Source organism: Hafnia sp. HMSC23F03 (genome assembly GCF_001816025.1).
In the GTDB taxonomy this organism is placed as follows: Bacteria; Pseudomonadota; Gammaproteobacteria; order Enterobacterales; family Enterobacteriaceae; genus Hafnia; species Hafnia paralvei.
The window spans coordinates 25,196-42,699 of record NZ_KV824188.1; the positions used below are offsets into that span (position 1 = coordinate 25,196).

General features: G+C 48.8%; 16 protein-coding genes and 1 other RNA gene. 6 read left to right on the forward strand and 11 right to left on the reverse strand.

Annotated elements, in window-relative coordinates; genetic code table 11:
- Positions 1–6 precede the first annotated feature (6 nt).
- Positions 7–210, forward strand: a complete 204-nt coding sequence (locus tag HMPREF3091_RS01275; protein WP_004091739.1) for an HHA domain-containing protein — start codon at positions 7–9, stop codon at positions 208–210.
- A gap of 669 nt (positions 211–879) precedes the next feature.
- On the opposite strand, the gene ffs is transcribed toward HMPREF3091_RS01275, so the two are convergent.
- Positions 880–976: signal recognition particle sRNA small type (gene ffs, locus HMPREF3091_RS01280), an RNA gene on the reverse strand.
- Positions 977–1,167: 191 nt separating this feature from the next.
- Here ffs and HMPREF3091_RS01285 point away from each other — a divergent pair.
- A complete protein-coding gene (locus HMPREF3091_RS01285) occupies positions 1,168–1,500 on the forward strand; it encodes an MGMT family protein (protein WP_070713534.1) in 333 nt (110 codons plus the stop codon).
- A 57-nt stretch (positions 1,501–1,557) separates the two neighbouring features.
- Here the strand turns inward: HMPREF3091_RS01285 and HMPREF3091_RS01290 are convergent, their stop codons facing one another.
- Entirely contained in the window at positions 1,558–2,076 is a 519-nt protein-coding gene (locus HMPREF3091_RS01290; protein WP_070713537.1) for a YbaY family lipoprotein, read from the reverse strand.
- 307 nt (positions 2,077–2,383) lie between these two features.
- Here HMPREF3091_RS01290 and tesB point away from each other — a divergent pair, with 307 nt between their 5' ends.
- Entirely contained in the window at positions 2,384–3,244 is an 861-nt protein-coding gene (gene tesB, locus HMPREF3091_RS01295; RefSeq protein ID WP_004091734.1) for an acyl-CoA thioesterase II, read from the forward strand.
- Positions 3,245–3,307: 63 nt separating this feature from the next.
- On the opposite strand, the gene amtB is transcribed toward tesB, so the two are convergent.
- From amtB to HMPREF3091_RS01320, 5 genes are all read right to left on the reverse strand, one after another.
- Positions 3,308–4,597, reverse strand: coding sequence for an ammonium transporter AmtB (amtB, locus tag HMPREF3091_RS01300; protein WP_070713540.1), 1,290 nt, complete (start codon positions 4,595–4,597; stop codon positions 3,308–3,310).
- A gap of 33 nt (positions 4,598–4,630) precedes the next feature.
- A complete protein-coding gene (glnK, locus tag HMPREF3091_RS01305) occupies positions 4,631–4,969 on the reverse strand; it encodes a P-II family nitrogen regulator (RefSeq protein ID WP_004091732.1) in 339 nt (112 codons plus the stop codon).
- Between the two features lie 347 nt (positions 4,970–5,316).
- Positions 5,317–7,095, reverse strand: a complete 1,779-nt coding sequence (locus HMPREF3091_RS01310) for a SmdB family multidrug efflux ABC transporter permease/ATP-binding protein (protein WP_004091730.1) — start codon at positions 7,093–7,095, stop codon at positions 5,317–5,319.
- Positions 7,088–8,860 (reverse strand): SmdA family multidrug ABC transporter permease/ATP-binding protein, encoded by a 1,773-nt coding sequence (locus tag HMPREF3091_RS01315; RefSeq protein WP_070713543.1) that lies wholly within the window; start codon positions 8,858–8,860, stop codon positions 7,088–7,090. Before HMPREF3091_RS01315 ends, HMPREF3091_RS01310 begins: the two co-directional genes overlap by 8 nt.
- Before the next feature lie 242 nt (positions 8,861–9,102).
- Positions 9,103–9,564: an Lrp/AsnC family transcriptional regulator gene (locus tag HMPREF3091_RS01320; protein ID WP_004091728.1), complete on the reverse strand. Its 462-nt coding sequence runs from the start codon at positions 9,562–9,564 to the stop codon at positions 9,103–9,105.
- A 125-nt stretch (positions 9,565–9,689) separates the two neighbouring features.
- Between HMPREF3091_RS01320 and HMPREF3091_RS01325 the strand changes: the two genes are divergently transcribed.
- Complete coding sequence (locus HMPREF3091_RS01325) at positions 9,690–10,730, forward strand: PLP-dependent cysteine synthase family protein (protein ID WP_070713546.1); 1,041 nt, start codon at positions 9,690–9,692, stop codon at positions 10,728–10,730.
- Between the two features lie 78 nt (positions 10,731–10,808).
- On the opposite strand, the gene cof is transcribed toward HMPREF3091_RS01325, so the two are convergent.
- Entirely contained in the window at positions 10,809–11,630 is an 822-nt protein-coding gene (gene cof / locus HMPREF3091_RS01330; protein ID WP_070713549.1) for an HMP-PP phosphatase, read from the reverse strand.
- Between the two features lie 103 nt (positions 11,631–11,733).
- Between cof and HMPREF3091_RS01335 the strand changes: the two genes are divergently transcribed.
- Positions 11,734–13,434, forward strand: coding sequence for an SgrR family transcriptional regulator (locus HMPREF3091_RS01335; protein WP_070713551.1), 1,701 nt, complete (start codon positions 11,734–11,736; stop codon positions 13,432–13,434).
- Positions 13,435–13,558: 124 nt separating this feature from the next.
- A complete protein-coding gene (gene queC / locus HMPREF3091_RS01340) occupies positions 13,559–14,245 on the forward strand; it encodes a 7-cyano-7-deazaguanine synthase QueC (protein WP_020303632.1) in 687 nt (228 codons plus the stop codon).
- A gap of 49 nt (positions 14,246–14,294) precedes the next feature.
- Here the strand turns inward: queC and HMPREF3091_RS01345 are convergent, their stop codons facing one another.
- From HMPREF3091_RS01345 to ppiD, 3 genes are all read right to left on the reverse strand, one after another.
- Positions 14,295–14,705, reverse strand: coding sequence for an acyl-CoA thioesterase (locus HMPREF3091_RS01345; RefSeq protein ID WP_004091720.1), 411 nt, complete (start codon positions 14,703–14,705; stop codon positions 14,295–14,297).
- Positions 14,706–14,861: 156 nt separating this feature from the next.
- Positions 14,862–15,242 (reverse strand): ComEA family DNA-binding protein, encoded by a 381-nt coding sequence (locus HMPREF3091_RS01350; RefSeq protein WP_070713553.1) that lies wholly within the window; start codon positions 15,240–15,242, stop codon positions 14,862–14,864.
- Positions 15,243–15,385: 143 nt separating this feature from the next.
- Positions 15,386–17,266, reverse strand: a complete 1,881-nt coding sequence (ppiD, locus tag HMPREF3091_RS01355) for a peptidylprolyl isomerase (protein ID WP_070713556.1) — start codon at positions 17,264–17,266, stop codon at positions 15,386–15,388.
- Positions 17,267–17,504 lie beyond the last annotated feature (238 nt).

Consider the following 17,504-nt stretch of genomic DNA (forward strand, 5'->3'; position numbering starts at 1 on the left):
CTCCTTATGACTAAAATTGATTACCTGATGCGTTTGCGCAAGTGCACTACCTTAGACACTCTCGAGCGCGTGATTGAAAAAAATAAGTATGAACTTTCCGACGATGAGCTAGAGACCTTCTACTCTGCGGCAGATCACCGTCTGGCTGAGCTAACGATGAACAAGCTATATGACAAGATCCCAGCGGAAGTGTGGAAGTATGTACGATAATTAAGACGTAAGAGTCATCATTTAAGAAATTATCCTTATTTATTATTTAGTCATTATTGCAATCAATTGGATTATCTATCGATGATTCTCCATTTGTATACGTGTATCTAAGAATAAGTGCTATTGTTTCTGGCACAACAAATGAACGTAGAAAAAGGCCAATATCATTTATATACACTGGCCTCTTTGCTATTTATTACATTCACCTGATAAATTTGTACTTCGGTGTAGCCTGCCGAGATCTACGGCTTTGTCCTTAATAACATTAAGCTTGGTTTCAGCGGCTACCTGCCCCATGTAGGTCCCTGCTTTTGGTGATAGAATGCACTTATCACTAAAAATAACCGTCTTCATACTTAACTCAACCTCTGTAAGCCAGTATCCCCACCATCTGAACCACCTCAATTTCTGATCGTGATAATACTTTCATTTAATATTGCTCTAATACGTTATCAATGGCGTCGCCTAGACGAGTTACAGCACTAGAGATGTTCTGTCAGAACAATAATGTCACCACTGCATGGGTACGCAGGAGAACTAGAGTAGCGAATTTGAGATATCTGGAGTGGAAATTTCAGCGCGCAAGTACTACTGGAGTAACAATTCAGAGAAACGGACTGGGGTATTGACTGGCTAGACTGAATTTAGGTAGCCCTAAATGGGTGGAGGCCCTGCCAGCTACATCCCGGCACACACGTCGCCTGCTGCGGCTGCTTCCTTCCGGATCTGACCGAGTTCACAAGTTAGCGTTGCGGGAGAACCAACAGAGCCTCCATTGATGAGCACCTGAGTTAAAAGCGAAACAACTTCAGTGCGGGGGCATTATCAGTGATGACCGCGTGAAAAGCAAGGCTCTGGCAACCGAACGTCGTTTTATTAAACAACCATTTTATCCCACCATTCCTTATGGCAAACTGACCCCAGATAATGGATGACTGAATCGAAAATCTACCCCCGATGCCAAACGATACTCCCCCTGAAGATAATTTTCGCCAACGTGTGTTGATGACTATCCACGCGGTTCCTTATGGAAAAGTGGCCACCTATGGACAAATTGCCCGCCTTGCGGGGTCATCACGTGCCGCACGGCAGGTTGGCGGTATTCTGCGGAAACTCCCTAAAGGCTCCACACTCCCGTGGTACCGCGTTGTCAACCGCACAGGAAATATCTCACTTGTCGGGCCTGACTACATCCGCCAGCGCACCGCCTTGCAGGATGAAGGGGTTACTTTTAATGCCAATGGAGTTATCGATTTAGCTCTTTATGGCTGGGATCCCTCCAAGCCATAAAAAAACCTGCCTCACTGGGCAGGTTTTTAACGTCAGCCAAAGCCAAATAAATCAGTATTAAAGAGGTGATGCGCCTACAGACTTAGGTTTTTCACTCAGAACCGTTGCTGCACCATCAGCAGAAATAGGAACCAGCACCAGATCTTTCTGAGTACCCGCATTATTGTTCACGACTTCATTCAAAGTATCGGTGATAAACACCAAGCGGCCATCAATTTTAATTGCCGCACTCAGATTGATACGCTGATTTGGCTGGATATCCTGTGGGTTATACGGCAGCACAAAGTTGTATGGCGGCTGTTTGCCATCGGTGCGGAATACCTTCTGTGACAGAACGCGCGCTGGCGCATCGGCCAAAGAAACGTCTGCTAAGGTGACAGTCACTTCAGCATTTGGCGGCAGTGCGATACGTTGACGAAGATTAACGCTACCACGTACTGCTGGACCGCTAATCTGCGAGGCATCCGCAGTGACTTGATTACCCGGAGCTGGTGTTGGTACGTCAGCAGCATTCGAAGAACAACCCGCTACTGTTGCCGTCATCAAAACACCACCTACAATTTTCCAGAGTTTCATCAGTTCGGTCTCCTTCCTTTTATTTTTGTTGCCGGATGCGGAATATAAAATGCGATTGACCACAGCCGACATAGGTCACCTAAAGTAGTTTGTTACGCTACGATACTTTATAAGGATGGCACAAACGGCTGACTTTTCCAGTTTTATCTACTTTACATTAACAATTTCAGATAATTGAACCCTCTAAACTAGACTTAAAACGTTAAACGGTTTTGTGGTAATTTCTGCCATAATTACGCTAGCGATGTGCACTTCCCACATTGCTTACGCACGCTGTTTTCAACACGGATTAATTAGGATCTCATTCATGAGTCAGGCATTAAAAAATTTACTCGATCTGTTAGATCTGGAAAAAATAGAAGAAGGGATCTATCGCGGGCAGAGTGAAGATCTTGGCTTACGTCAGGTATTTGGTGGTCAGGTCGTCGGACAAGCATTATATGCCGCAAAGCAAACCGTGCCTTTGGAACGAAATATTCACTCTTTCCACAGCTACTTCCTGCGTCCCGGCGATAGTAGCCAACCCATTATTTACGATGTAGAAAACCTTCGCGACGGCAATAGCTTCAGCGCCCGCCGCGTCAAAGCCGTACAGCACGGCAAACCTATTTTCTATATGACAGCCTCTTTCCAAACCGCAGAAGAAGGCTTTGAACATCAGAACGTGATGCCAGAAGTGCCGGCTCCTGAGTCGTTAAAATCCGAATCAGAAATAGCCAACAGCATGGCGCATTTAATTCCCGAATCCGTACGCGAAAAATTCACCTGCGAAAAGCCGCTGGAGATGCGCCCTGTCACTTTCCATAATCCCTTAATGGGCAAGGTTGAAGAGCCTATCCGCAACGTCTGGTTCAAGGCTAATGGGGAAATGCCAGACGATCCTCGTATTCATCAGTATCTGCTCGGGTATGCATCTGATTTCAATTTCTTACCTACGGCATTGCAGCCGCACGGTAAGGGTTTTTTAGAACCCGGTATGCAAGTTGCTACGATTGACCACTCAATGTGGTTCCATCGTCCATTCCGTCTGGATGACTGGTTGCTGTATGCCGTTGAAAGTACTTCGGCATCCGGCGCTCGTGGTTTTGTCCGTGGGCAATTCTATAACCGTGCCGGTGAGTTGATTGCGTCCACCGTTCAGGAAGGGGTTATTCGTCAGCGTTCATAATAAGTAAGAACGCAAAAGGGCGCAGTTCAATTTCTGCGCCCTTCTTCCAATAAATCAAACAGATTATTGGTTGTAAGCATTCTCACCGTGGCTATTTACATCCAAACCTTCACGCTCTTGATCTTCCGGCACACGCAGCCCAACGCAAACGTCTGCAATCTTGAAAGCAATCAGCGCTGCCACACCGGACCAGACGATACAAACTGCCACGCTAAGCGCCTGTACGCCGAACTGGTGCCCCATCGTCACACCTTCTGCGTAGCCCGTTCCTCCGAGCGAGGTTGCCGTCAGAATCCCCGTGGCCAAGCATCCGACGATGCCGCATACCCCATGCACACCAAACACATCGCAGGTATCATCGACCTTCAACCAGCGTTTCAGCATGACTACGCCCCACAACCCCGCGACACCGGCAACCAGCCCCAGTAATAACGCGCCCCCCACGCCAACGGTACCTGCCGCAGGCGTGACTGCCACCAGCCCAGCGATACAGCCAGAACACGCGCCCAACAGTGAAGGCTTACCACGCGTCATCCATTCAGCCAGAACCCAAGACAAAATTGCTCCGGCGGTGGCCACAACCGTATTCACGAAGGCCAGAGCAGCAATCTCATTGGCGGCGCTTGCCGAGCCTGCGTTGAACCCAAACCAGCCTATATACAGCACCGCGGTGCCCATGAAGACCATCGGCAGGTTATGTGGTTTAAAAGCTTCTTTACCAAATCCGGCGCGTTTACCCAGAAGATAAGCGCCAACCAGCCCTGCAATTGCCGCATTAATGTGCACTACGGTGCCGCCCGCGAAGTCCAACGCGCCATCAGCCGCCAGATAGCCACCGCCCCAGACCATATGTGCCATCGGAATGTAGGAGAAGGTGAACCACAACACGGCAAAGATCAGCACCGCAGAGAAACGAATGCGTTCAGCAAAGGAGCCCACGATCAAACCCACGGTAATACAGGCAAAAGAGCCTTGGAACGCAACGTGGATCATCTTGTAAAACGAACCGGTTAAATCCGTTAGACCGATGCCTTTCAGCATCACTTCATCAAAGTTGCCAAAAATGGCGTTACCAGAACCAAATGCCAATGAATAACCATAAACAACCCACAGCACGCAAATGGCGGCAAAAGTGACCATGACCTGCGTCATCAGCGACAACACGTTTTTAGAACGTAGTAACCCGCCATAAAACAGGCCAATGCCGGGGATGGTCATAAACAGCACCAATGCGGTACAAATCATCATAAAGGCGTTATCGGCCTTATCTGCCACGGCTGGAGCAGCAGCCATTGCGACACCGGGTAGTAATAAGGCACTCCCCAGACCCAAAGTGGATAAGCGTATTTTCATTATTAATCCATCCCTATCTGTGTGAGTTATTAATTACAGTGCCGCTTCATCAGTTTCGCCGGTACGAATGCGAATGACGCGCTGTAGTTCAGCAACAAAGATTTTTCCGTCGCCAATTTTTCCGGTATAGGCAGATTTGCTGATCACATCGATAACTTCATCAAGCTGATCGTCAGCAATCGCCACATCAATTTTGACCTTGGGTAGAAAGTTCACGTTGTACTCTGCCCCGCGATACAGCTCGGCATGCCCTTTCTGACGCCCGAATCCCTTAACTTCAGTAACCGTCAGCCCTTGGATCCCGACAGAGGAAAGTGCTTCACGTACGTCTTCCAGTTTGAACGGCTTTATCACCACAGTTACCAGCTTCATACAGCCTCTCCTCAAATGATCCCGAATAATTTCGTTAGCGAATGGATATGAGCAAAGCCTATGCCAACTTTATAGAAATCAGTTTTGCGGGAGAAAACGCTAGTTTTGGTGCAAAGAAAGAGACTAGACAGCAGATTAAACGTGAGGAGTTTCGCAAAACTGCACCAATAGTGTGCAATTAGGAAAATGACGGTGCGTTTTTTTTACACAAACTCTTTTTACATCACGCGCTAATTATCTGCACCACAAAGGCCCAAAGGTAGGTTGCAATAATCAGGGTAACCAAAAAGAAAAAGCCGATGTTATGAATAATCATCGGCTCTATGCTGTACTTCAAAAAAGAGGAATTAGATGGTTGGCGGTTCCTGATTCAGCCCCGCAGCCAAAGCTTCGCCCACCAACTGTAACTGATGCATCTGATAATAACGCCCCTGCTTTGCTAACAGTTCATGATGCGAGCCTTGCTCCACGGCATGACCACGATGTAATACCAAAATAGAATCCGCATCAACGATGGTGGAAAGCCGGTGAGCAATCACAATCAGCGTTGTTTGCTGGCGAATAACATTCAATGCTTTCTGAATTGCCTGTTCAGTGCCGGAATCAATGTTGGCTGTCGCTTCATCCAAAATCAAAATCTGCGGCGCTTGCACCAGCACGCGCGCCATCGCCAACAGCTGCTTTTGCCCTACCGATAGGTTATTCCCCTGCTCACCGAGCTGAGTTTGGATGCCGTTCGGCCAAGTCCTGACCAGAGGTGCTAGCTGAACATCCTCAAGCGCTTTCCAAACCTGGGCTTCGCTGATATCTCGTCCTAGAGTCACGTTGTTCATCACCGATTCAGCCATGACAACCGGATCCTGCTGCACCATAGCCACGCCTTCGCGTAACACCTGATGGCTCAACGTTGGGATTGGGCGTCCATCGATGCAGATCTCTCCGCCACTAACCGGATAGTATCCCATCAGCAAATTCGCGAGCGTCGATTTACCACTGCCCGTATGCCCTACCAACGCAACGAACCCACGAGAAGCAATATGCAAATTGATATCTTGCAGTACAGGGCGGCCTTCGCGATAAGCAAACGTGACATTATTAATATCCACCCGCCCGCTTTGCAGCGGTTGAATATCACCGCCATAGTTCTGCTGCGCATCGTCCATCAGTTCAAAAATACGTTCACCCGCCACCACGGCCTGCTGCATCATGGATTGCTGGCTCGTGAGCTCTATAAGAGGCTCATTCAGACGGCTTAGATAATTGATAAAAGCATAAAGAACCCCAACGCCAATCGAACCTTCAGCACTAAAACCAAACATCATCAGCAGCCCGCAGAGGATCATGGCCGAAAACAGGCTGAGCAATGGGCGCAGTAAAAAGCCTTCCAAACGAAGCGTTTGCATACGCGCTTGATAGTGAGAACGGCTAACCGCCCCCATTTTTTCACCGAATCGAGCCTGCTGACGAAATTGCTGGATCACGCCCATACCGTTAATGACTTCATTGAAGCCGTCGTTGATATCCGCCAGATAGCTACGCACACGACGCACGACCGGCGTGCTGTAATGCTGATACACCGCCATCACCACAAATACCGCTGGGAAGATGCAGATAGAAATCAGCGCCATTCGCCAATCCAGCGTAAACATTGCCACCAGCATGGCGCCAATCAGCGCAGCGCTTTTTAACACGGTCGCGACTACGGTGACATAGAGATCTTTGATAACCTCGGTGTCATTGGTCACTCGGGAGATAAGCTGGCCAACCGGCTGATTGTCGAACGCCGAAAGAGGCTGGCGCAGCGCGGCATCCATCACATCGGTTCGCAGCTGCTGTACCACACCCACCGCGGCACGATTGAACAACAATGCCTGCGCATACTGCAAACCGGCTGCCATGAACTCGAGCAACAGGTATAACACCGCTAATCCAACGACTAAACCCAGTCTGAGATCGCCTTTAGCAACCACGTTATCGATGAAATAACTGATAATGATTGGCCCACAGACCTCTGCCGCTGCCGCGACCCAAAGCATGACCACGGCTATTGCCAACGGTTTTTTGTAGGGGCCACCGTAAGCCAGTAGACGTTTCAGCGTCGGCCAGAGCTGTTTGATATTACGCATTATCTGGCTCCTGAGTCTGAGTGTCTGGCTCATCAAGCTGAGCTTCTATTTGCTGGAAGCGGTGCATATCGCGATACCAACCGCTTTGCTGACTGAGCTCAGTATGCTGACCACGTTGAGCAACCACGCCTTGCTGTAAGACCAGAATTTCACTCGCTTCAGTGAGTGCGGATAGGCGGTGAGCACTAATAATGACGGTTCGGTTCTGCCCCCACTCGCGTAAATTATGCAGGATCTGATATTCCGTCCGACCATCAACCGCAGAAAGCGCATCATCCAGAATCAAGATCTCGGCGTTGAGCAACAGCGCGCGCGCAATAGAGATGCGCTGTTTTTGTCCCCCCGAGAGCATCACCCCGCGCTCCCCGACTTCGGTTTGGTATCCTTCCGGTAAGCGCAGAATATCCTCATGCACGCTAGCCAGCTTAGCGACGCGTTCAATGTCTTCCTGCGTGGCATCCGGCTTACCCAAAGCGATATTCATCGCCACAGAATCAGAGAACAGGAATGGCGTCTGGCTGACGACCGCCAATCGAGTACGCCATTCATCCAAACGCAGTTCACGTAAAGAAATACCGTGGAAACTAATTTCTCCCCGATCGGGGTCGAACTGGCGCTGGATCAGCGAGAGCAGCGCACTTTTCCCCGACCCCGTTGGCCCACATAGGCCTAACATCTGCCCAGGCGCGAGATTAAACTTCACGTCATGCAGCACGGGATGAGTGTCTTCGCTGTAAGCAAAGCTTTCTACGTTAACGCTCAGCTCACCTCGGCCTTCCGGCAGCGTTTTGTCACCATCAGTCACGGTTGACTGCTCCGATAGCATGCTGCGAATACGGCTGTAAGCAGCGCTTCCACGCTCAACGATGTTAAACATCCAAGCTAGCGCCAACATTGGCCAAATCATCAGCCCGAGGTACATCACAAAGCTGGTCAATTGGCCTAAGGTTAGATGCCCATGTATGACCATCACCCCGCCGCCGCCAATGGCCAACAGGTTAGCGCAGCCAATCGCGATGAAGATAATCGGGTTAAAGCGCGCATCGACTTTCGCCACATGCATATTGCGCGTCCCCGCTTCCGCGGCAACCTTGGCAAAGCGCTTGGATTGATGGTTTTCAAGCCCGAAAGATTTGATCATACGAATGCTGGTTAAACTTTCCTGCGCCTGATCGTTCAGCATCGAGAAAGCCGCCTGAGCAGACTTAAAACGCGAGTGAAGCTGATCGCCCTGATGTTTAATCACGATGGCCATGATTGGCATCGGAATAAGCGATAAGAGAGTGAGTTCCCAGCTAATCTGGGTGCTCATGACGAATAATACTGCCAGCCCCATCACCAGAGAATCCACCAGCGTCAATACCCCTTCCCCTGCAGCAAAGACCACACGGTCAACGTCATTAGTTGCTCGAGCAATCAAATCACCGGTACGATGGCGCTGATAAAATGACGGCGCCTGATTGCTCAACTGGCGATAGTATTTTTCGCGCAGTTCAACGGCGAGTAGATAAGAAGCGCCGAATAAAAGCACGCGCCAAACGTAGCGCAATAAATACACCACCACCGCAATCGCCAATAAGATAGCGATCCAGAACATAATGGTGGTTCCAGACATATGCTGTTTCGATACGCCGTCAATCACAATCCCCACGATGCGCGGTGGCGCCAGTTGAAGAATAGCAATCACGACTAATAAAAGTACGGCTCCCAGATATCGCCGCCATTCACGGCGAAAATACCAGCCTAATTGGGCAAATAATCTCACGTAGTTTTATTCCATAACCCGCTGTGGGCTCTGATTTATCCCCGTCATACTTCAAGTTGCATGTACGTTGGCTGCGTTTGTTCACCCGAGTCACAGATTTATCTATGCTGCTAGGGACTCACCAACTTGCCACCTTCCTGCAACTCGAATTATTTAGGGCAAACATGCTGTATATTTAAACAGCACTAGGATAACACCGATAGGAAACGTAGGTAACCGTCTAATGGGAAATTTGTACGTTTTCATTCGCCGACAGGCAAAATCGTGGTGCTTTTGATCTGTTCCATCGCAAAGCTAGAGGTCACGTCACTCAAGCCTTTCACCGCATTAACTAATCGCTTATAAAACGCATCGTAGCTTTTCATATCAGCGACTTGCACCTGCATCAGATAATCGTATTCACCCGCCATACGATAAAACGCCAGAATTTCAGGCATGTGCTCAACCTGCTGCACAAAATGGTGATACCACTCGCTGCTATGATGCTGAGTTTTAATCATCACAAAGGCGGTTAATCCCAAGCCAAGTTTATCTTTATCAAGCAACGCGACTCGCCCGACGATGTAGCCATCGTCTTCTAAGCGTTTGAGGCGCTTCCAGCAGGGTGTCGAAGTGAGGTTGACCGCATCGGCCAGTACCTGCAACGACTGGGTGCAATCGCGTTGCAGTAATGCCAGTAGTTTTCGATCTGTTTTATCTAACATATATCGCTTCTGGAGAAAGATTTTCTCTTATTAGGCCAATATGAAGTCTATATAGCAACTTATTTTTCTGCAAAAGCAGATAGTCTTAACGCATAAGTTCTGACTGACTCACACAGGCCAATATCATGAACAACACTTGGGTAAAGCACGCGATTAGCGAGATAGAAGCTGATTTCCAGCGTTCGGCGGATACACATCTTATTCGTTTGAATCTGCCGACATTTCCAGGCATCTATCTGTATCTCAAAGACGAAAGCACTCATCCAACCGGCAGCTTGAAACATCGTCTGGCTCGTTCGTTGTTTTTATATGGCTTGTGCAATGGCTGGATCAAAGAAGGCACCACGATTATCGAAGCGTCCTCAGGCAGTACTGCGGTCTCAGAAGCCTATTTTGCTCGTCTGTTGAATCTGCCTTTTATCGCCGTTATGCCGTCGTGCACTGCACGTAAGAAAATCGAGCAGATCGAGTTTTACGGTGGACGCTGTCATTTTGTCGATCACGCCAGCCAGATCTATGCTGTTTCAGAACAGTTAGCCAAAGAGCTCAATGGACATTACATGGATCAGTTCACCAACGCCGAACGAGCAACGGACTGGCGCGGCAATAATAATATTGCCGATAGTATTTTCCGCCAGATGGAGCGCGAACCTTACCCTGTTCCCACCTATATTGTGATGAGTGCAGGCACAGGTGGCACATCAGCAACTTTGGGCCGCTATATCCGCTACCAAGGGCACCCAACTCATCTAATGGTTGTCGATCCGGAAAACTCCGTGTTTATGGATAGCTATTTGCAAAAAGATCGTTCAATTACCGGCACCTGCGGCAGCAAAATCGAAGGCATTGGCCGCCCACGCGCCGAACCATCATTTATACCCGAAGCGATCGACAGCATGATGCGCGTTCCCGATGCAGCCAGCATTGCAACAATTCACTGGTTGCAAAAAGTGCTCGGTCGTAAAGTCGGTGCCTCAACGGGTACCAATATGTGGGGAGCGCTCGCTTTAGCACGTCAGATGCGCGAGCGTGGTGAAAAAGGCTCAATCGTCACCCTGCTGTGCGACAGCGGAGAGCGCTATTTAGAGACTTATTACGATGCCGGATGGGTGAGCGCTAACATCGGCGACTTGAGCCAATATAGTCAACAGCTAGAGTCGCTGTAATTTCAGCTTTTATACGCAAAAAAAACCGGACAGCTGCATGCAATATGCGGCTGTCCGGTGGCTGAAAAAGAATCCTCGTTATTCGGGGGAATGGTGAGGTTTTTTAGGTGAACTCAGCCAAGTATTCAACTGTTTAGCCACCGCCTGATGCTGGCAGTGGCCGATAATCTCTAAATTCGGCAGACTTGCCTTAAGCTGTGGTAATGCATTGCCCATGATGTATCCTTTTCCTACCATGCCAAGCATTTCCCGGTCGTTCATTGCATCACCAAATGCCATACAGTCAGCAAGATCAATATCTAAATGGTTGCACAAGTGACTTAGCGCCGAACCTTTATTTGTCCCTTTTGGCAGAACCTCTAAGCAATCGTAGGCAGAAAAACAAAAATCGACAGCATTGCCAAAATGCTGCAGTAAGCGAACCTGCAAGTGTATTAGAGCGTCATGATCGTCACAGAAGCAGATTTTACTAATGCCAAAAGCGGGCAATGAACGCAGCGGCGTAATTTTATAACCAAAGCCATTTTCCGCGTGTGGCGTTAACAATTCAGGAAGTTCATTCGTAGTAAGCCAGCCATCATCCCTAAATACATGCACCGAGGCGTCAGTGTCCCAATGGGAATGCAACACTTCTAGCGCAATTTCCGGCGGAAGGTCCTGAGCAAAGAGATTATTCCCCTCGCGGTCGTGAACACGCGTTCCATTGCCGGTGATCATGTAACCATGCAGTCCTAAGCGGCGTGCAATGGTTCGAACTTCAAGGAAATGGCGCCCGGTCGCAAAAGTCAGTGCAATGTTTTGTTCGATCAAACGATGCAGCGTATCCAAGGTTTCAGCGCCAACCTGATGATCGGGCATTAACAGAGTGCCATCCATATCAAAGGCAGCTAAACGAACCATACCGAAACCTCTTTTTGTGACCGATATATTGAGTTACTCAGTATGGCGTGGCATTTACGGAACTAATAGTGAACAATTAAAGAAAATTGTTCAGGATTTAGCGATGCGACTGTTACAAAGGCTCAGTCAATATCAACGTTTAAATCAGTTCGCCGGTGATGAACCCATTTCCACCACCGTCGCTGAACTGGCGAGCGTCTTTTGTTGTAGCGAACGACATGTCCGTACACTGCTTACCCAGCTACAAGCATTAAAATGGCTGGAATGGCATGCAACGGCAGGTCGTGGCAAGCGAGCCCGCCTCCACTGCTTAATTCCAGAACAGCAACTGCGCGCGACTCTCATGCAGCAATTGCTCAAAATTGGCGATCACCAAAATGCATTGAAACTGGCCGAGCGCGATCCCGGCCATTTGAATGAACTGCTGATGCCTCATCTGGGTGGCCAGTGGGATTCCGATCTGCCCACGTTACGTATCCCCTACTACCGTACGTTGGAGCCCATCGTCCCTTTGACGCTCACTGGGCGAGCAGAACAGCATCTTGCACATACTATTCATGCAGGACTCACTCGTTTTGTGACCGGTAATTCTATTCCTCAGCCAGATTTGGCTCACCACTGGCAAACCAGTAGCGACGGCCTACGTTGGCAGTTTTTGCTACGCAGCGATCTACGCTGGCATAACGGGCAACCGATATCCGCAGAACAACTAGTGCAAACTTTAGAGCAACTGCGTTCACATCCACGCTGCGGCAGTTTCCTTGATAGCATTGAGCAAATCTCATTGCCCCATGCACTCTGTATCCGTTTTACGTTAAAGCGTCCGGACTATTGGCTAGCCCATCGTTTAGCCGACATGCTGTGCCTGCTCCCTCACCCCGATTTCCCTGAGATCGGCGCAGGGCCTTTCCGCCAAATCAGCTCGTCAGATATGCTAATTCGGCTTGAGCAGCACAGTAGCTATCATCTGCACCGTCCTTATCTACATGCCATCGAATATTGGATCACATCGAGCCCCGATCAATTGTCCGTTGCCCCCAGTTGCCAACATCCCGTAAAAATCACTATTGGTCAGTACGAGGAGTTAGATAGCGTGCGTCCGGTACAGCGCAGCACCAGCGTGGGCTTTTGCTATATCGCTATCAATCAAAAACGAGGGAAACTCACCGAGATACAAAGACGCTATTTAACGACGCTCATCCGCGAAGAAAATACGTTGAACCAACTGCCGATTGAGAATGGTTTGATCGCACGTAGCAGTGAAATGTTGTCTGGTTGGCCGTTACCTGAACCAACCACTGAGCCCGTCAGTTTACCGCCAAAACTCACCTTGCTCTATCATCCTCCCGCTGAGCTCACTGCGCTTTCCGAGCGCTTACAAGAACGCCTTGCTCAAGCAGGATGCGAACTGGAAGTTCGCTTCCATGATGGCAAACGCTGGGAATCACGCGAGCAGTTTGAGGATGTTGACATTGTTTTAGGCGATCGACTCATCGGAGAGTCACCGGAGATGGCACTGGAAAACTGGCTGAGAGTCGATATTCTCTGGCAAGCCATTTTGAGTCACACCGAGCAGTTACAATGTCGTGCTGTGCTTGATGACGTGCAACTCATCAGCGATGAAACCCTGCGACACTATGCTCTTCGTGATTACTATACCCATCTGATGCAGCAGGGCATTATCATGCCGCTGTTTAACTATCAGTACCAGATCAGCGCTCCCCCTAGGGTTGAAGGGGTGATCCTCACCGCTTACGGATGGTTTGATTTCAGCCGAGCATGGGTGCCAGCACCCACAGATTAAAGGTCAGGCTGTTCATCCCTTCACGCAGCCGTTACCATATGCTGAAGCGATTTAAAGTATAGATAGCGCAATGGCAGGCAATTTTTTGTCTGCCTCTGTTTTTTTGAATTATAGAGGTAAGGCGATGAAACGCGCGGTGGTAGTATTCAGTGGCGGTCAAGACTCCACAACTTGTCTGATTCAGGCATTAGATCAATATGATGAAGTGCATTGCATCACATTTGATTATGGCCAACGCCATCGTGCCGAAATCGACGTGGCTCGCGATCTCGCGATTAAACTAGGCGCTTCGGCACATAAAGTATTGGATGTGGGTTTACTCAATGAACTGGCTATCAGCAGCCTGACTCGTGACAACATCCCCGTCCCCACCGAAAGCGAAGACGGTATCCCAAACACGTTTGTACCAGGTCGAAATATTCTGTTTCTTACGTTAGCCGCAATCTACGCCTATCAAGTTCAGGCTGAAGCGGTGATTACGGGCGTATGCGAAACCGATTTCTCTGGCTACCCAGACTGCCGCGATGAGTTCGTTAAGGCTCTCAACAAAGCGATTACGCTCGGCATGGCGCGTGACGTTCGCTTTGAAACTCCGCTAATGTGGCTGAACAAAGCCGAAACTTGGGCTTTGGCCGATCATTACCAGAAACTGGATCTGGTACGCCGAGAAACATTGACCTGCTATAACGGTATTCAGGGCGATGGTTGCGGCGAATGCGCAGCCTGCCATTTGCGCTCTCACGGGTTAAATGAGTATTTGGCAAACCAAGCGGTCGTCTCCGCTAGCCTGAAAGAAAAAACCGGCTTATAAAATATTCGAAGCCGCTATGTTTTACACTGGCGGCTCAGTCATTCTCCCTTCATTTATCTCCGCTTAATTCCAGCAAGCGATCGCGTAAGGCACCTTCAAGAGGCAATGCTTTTTGTGTTTTCAGATCGGTGCACACAAACGTTAGCGCCGCATCAATAATGATTTCATTATCGGACGTGCGAGTAATCGTTTGATTTAAAACACCGCTTCGACCATTGAGCTGATGAAGTTTGCTCTCAACAATTAACTCATCATTCAAGACTGCACCGCGGCGATAGTTAATATTTAAGTTCACTACCATAAAAGCAATGGCTTCTTTCATCATCCACTCAAAAGCACCGTGGTCTTCAAGCCATTGCCAACGCGCTTCCTCAAGGAATTCTAGATAACGAGCATTATTAACATGCTGATAGACATCTAAATGGTATCCCCTAACCTTAATGATGGTTGCATTGCTCATCGTTCGAATGGCCTTTCAAAATAGTCTCTATTTCATCTGAGGCAACCGTGATAAATCACGGCCACCTCCCCAGCAAGGTTTAACGCTTAGCGCACTATTGAAAGTAGCAGAGTGCTAAAAAACCAAACTGGTTAGACCACTAATTTTTGTGTTCGATCACAATTTTAAACGATCCCGGTTACGTTCAATGAGAGAAGCGCCAATGCCTTTTACTTCCTCTAACTGCTCGATCTGAGTGAAAGCACCATTTTTCTCACGATATTCAACGATAGCCTGCGCCTTCTTCAGCCCGACGCCGTTTAGCACCGTCGCCATTTGCTCTGCGCTAGCGGTGTTAATATTGACGCTGGTTCCCGTTATACCTGACGAAGCATCTTTGGTCACTGGCTGTGGATCGGGCGCCTTTGGCGCTTGCTCTACGCTTGGGGAAACTGGCTTGTTTGTGGTTGCAGACTGAGCTTGTGCTGGCAGTAGCAAAGCCCCTGCCAGCAGCATCCATACGCTGAATAATGACATCACCATACTTTGTTTTTTCATGCTGAAATTCTCCTGTTATGTGTCAGCGAGCACAGGGTGCAACAGGGTAAAAAACATAACAAATAGCATTATCCAGATATGGAAAAGGCCGCATAAGCGGCCTTTTGTGATTGCACAAGAGTGCAAATTTATTGCGATGCTTACTACATTTCGCTCGCTGCGCTGCCATACTTAATTTTGGCATTAGAACGCAAATTATTCATCAGAGAGTCAAAGGTAATGCCGGTTGAGCCCGTTAACATCTGAGCAGAGAAAGCTTTAAGCTCTTCGTTGCTCAAATGACCAGACTTCACCGCATCAAGCTGAATCAGCACAATGTTATCCTGACGATCCTGAGCCAAACCATAAACAGGCTTGTTGTCTTTTGGCTGAGCTAACGCAAACACGGTATCAGCTAACTGACGATCTTCAGAAGCACGTGTCAGCGTTTGTTCTGCACCAAAGCTAATACCTGCGGCTTTCAGTGCTTCCTCGCCTTTACCTGCCTGCAGCGCATTCAGCAGTTTATCGCCTTCAGTACGCGCCTGCTGGATAGCTTTCTGGCGTTTCACCATCTCGGTGATCTGCTCTTTCACCTGATCCATTGGCTTCACCGCTTCTGGTTTATGACCAGAAATACGGATAACAAAAGCACGGTCACCTTCAACGCTGATCACATCAGAGTTACTGCCCGGTGCACCATTTTCACCAAACAGAGAACCCTCAAAGATAGCCTGAGTAACGGGTTTGAAGTTGATAGCCGCAGGAACGTTATCGCGTGTAAACCAACCCGTTTCGGTCGCTTTCACACCAGCAGCCTCTTCCGCACCGGCTAAAGACTCATTATCACTGGTGGCTGAATCGCTCACCTTTTGCTGCAAGGCAAAGAAGGCGTCTAGCGCTTTTTGCTGTTTAACCTGAGACTCGATGTCAGCACGAACTTCAGCCAGCGGTTTAACCTGTTCTGGCTTGATGTCATTCAACCGAACAACCAGATAGCCAACGCTAGACTTCACCGCGCCAGAAAGCTGGCCTTTGGTGGTTAACTTCGCGCCCAGAATTTCATCGGGTGTTGTACCTGGTTCTAACCAGCCCAGCTCACCGCCTTTTTTGCGCGAAATGATGTCAGTCGATTTCTCCGCTGCCACTTTGGCAAAATCTGCGCCGCTGTTTAGCTCATCCAGTACCGCTTTAGCATCAGCTTCAGTTTTTACCTGAATAACGCTGTAGTCTTTACGCTCTGGCTGGGTATAGCTGGATTTGTGCTGATCGTAATAGGCTGCAATTTCATCATCAGAAACGGTGACTTTATCCTGAATTGCCGCTGCATCCATTTCGATGTAGCTGACCTTCACTTCTTCAGGTGCGATGAAGCTATTCTTATTCTGCTCATAATAAGCTTTCAGCTCTTCATCAGTGACTTTCTGATCTTTTTCTAGCGCCTTGATATCAATCGTCGCCAGACGCACATCACGCTGTTGCATGGTGAGCGCAGCCATAGCTTCAACTTCAACCGGCAGAGTGAAGCCTGTCGCCGTATAGGCCTGAATCAGCTGTTGGCTGGTTAATTGCTGACGAACTAGCTGCGCATAGTTATCTGGCGTCAGCCCCATGTTGGCAATGATGCTCAGATACTTGGCATTATCAAACTGATTATTCGTCTGGAAATAAGGCATCGCCCAGATGGCTTCTTTCACTTGTTCATCGCTAATCCCCAGTCCCAATTTCTTGGCATACTGGTCAAGCAGCTTATCGTCAATCAGGCGGTCAAGAGCCTGCTTACGCAGCTCCTTCATGTAACCTTCGTTCCCTGCCAACACTGAAAACTGGTCGCCCAATTGCTGCTGTAAACGACTGCGTTCGCTTTGAACCGCTTGCTCAAGCTGACCACGGCTAATTTCCTGACCATCGACCTTAGCCGCATAGTCACCGGAACCGCCGGTCAAATAACCCCCTACCCCGGTCAAAACAAATGACACGATGATTAGGCCCAGGATGATTTTGAGCACGACGTGATTAGCGGCCGCGCGTAAATTGTCCATCATAGTGTGGCAACACTCCGCTGTGATTGTGGGTAATACAGTAATTTTTGTCGGCTCAGTCTATCTGATTCGTAGCCAACACTGCACACGTAATACGACTAAATTGGCTATTAAATCAAAAATCACTCCTGTTAAGCGAATCGGCTTACTGGGAGAGACTCTGTTTCCATGAAACTTTAGCCATAAAAAAAGCGCATCGTTTATGATGCGCCTTGTATTTTACCCTAGCAGCTCAGCCACG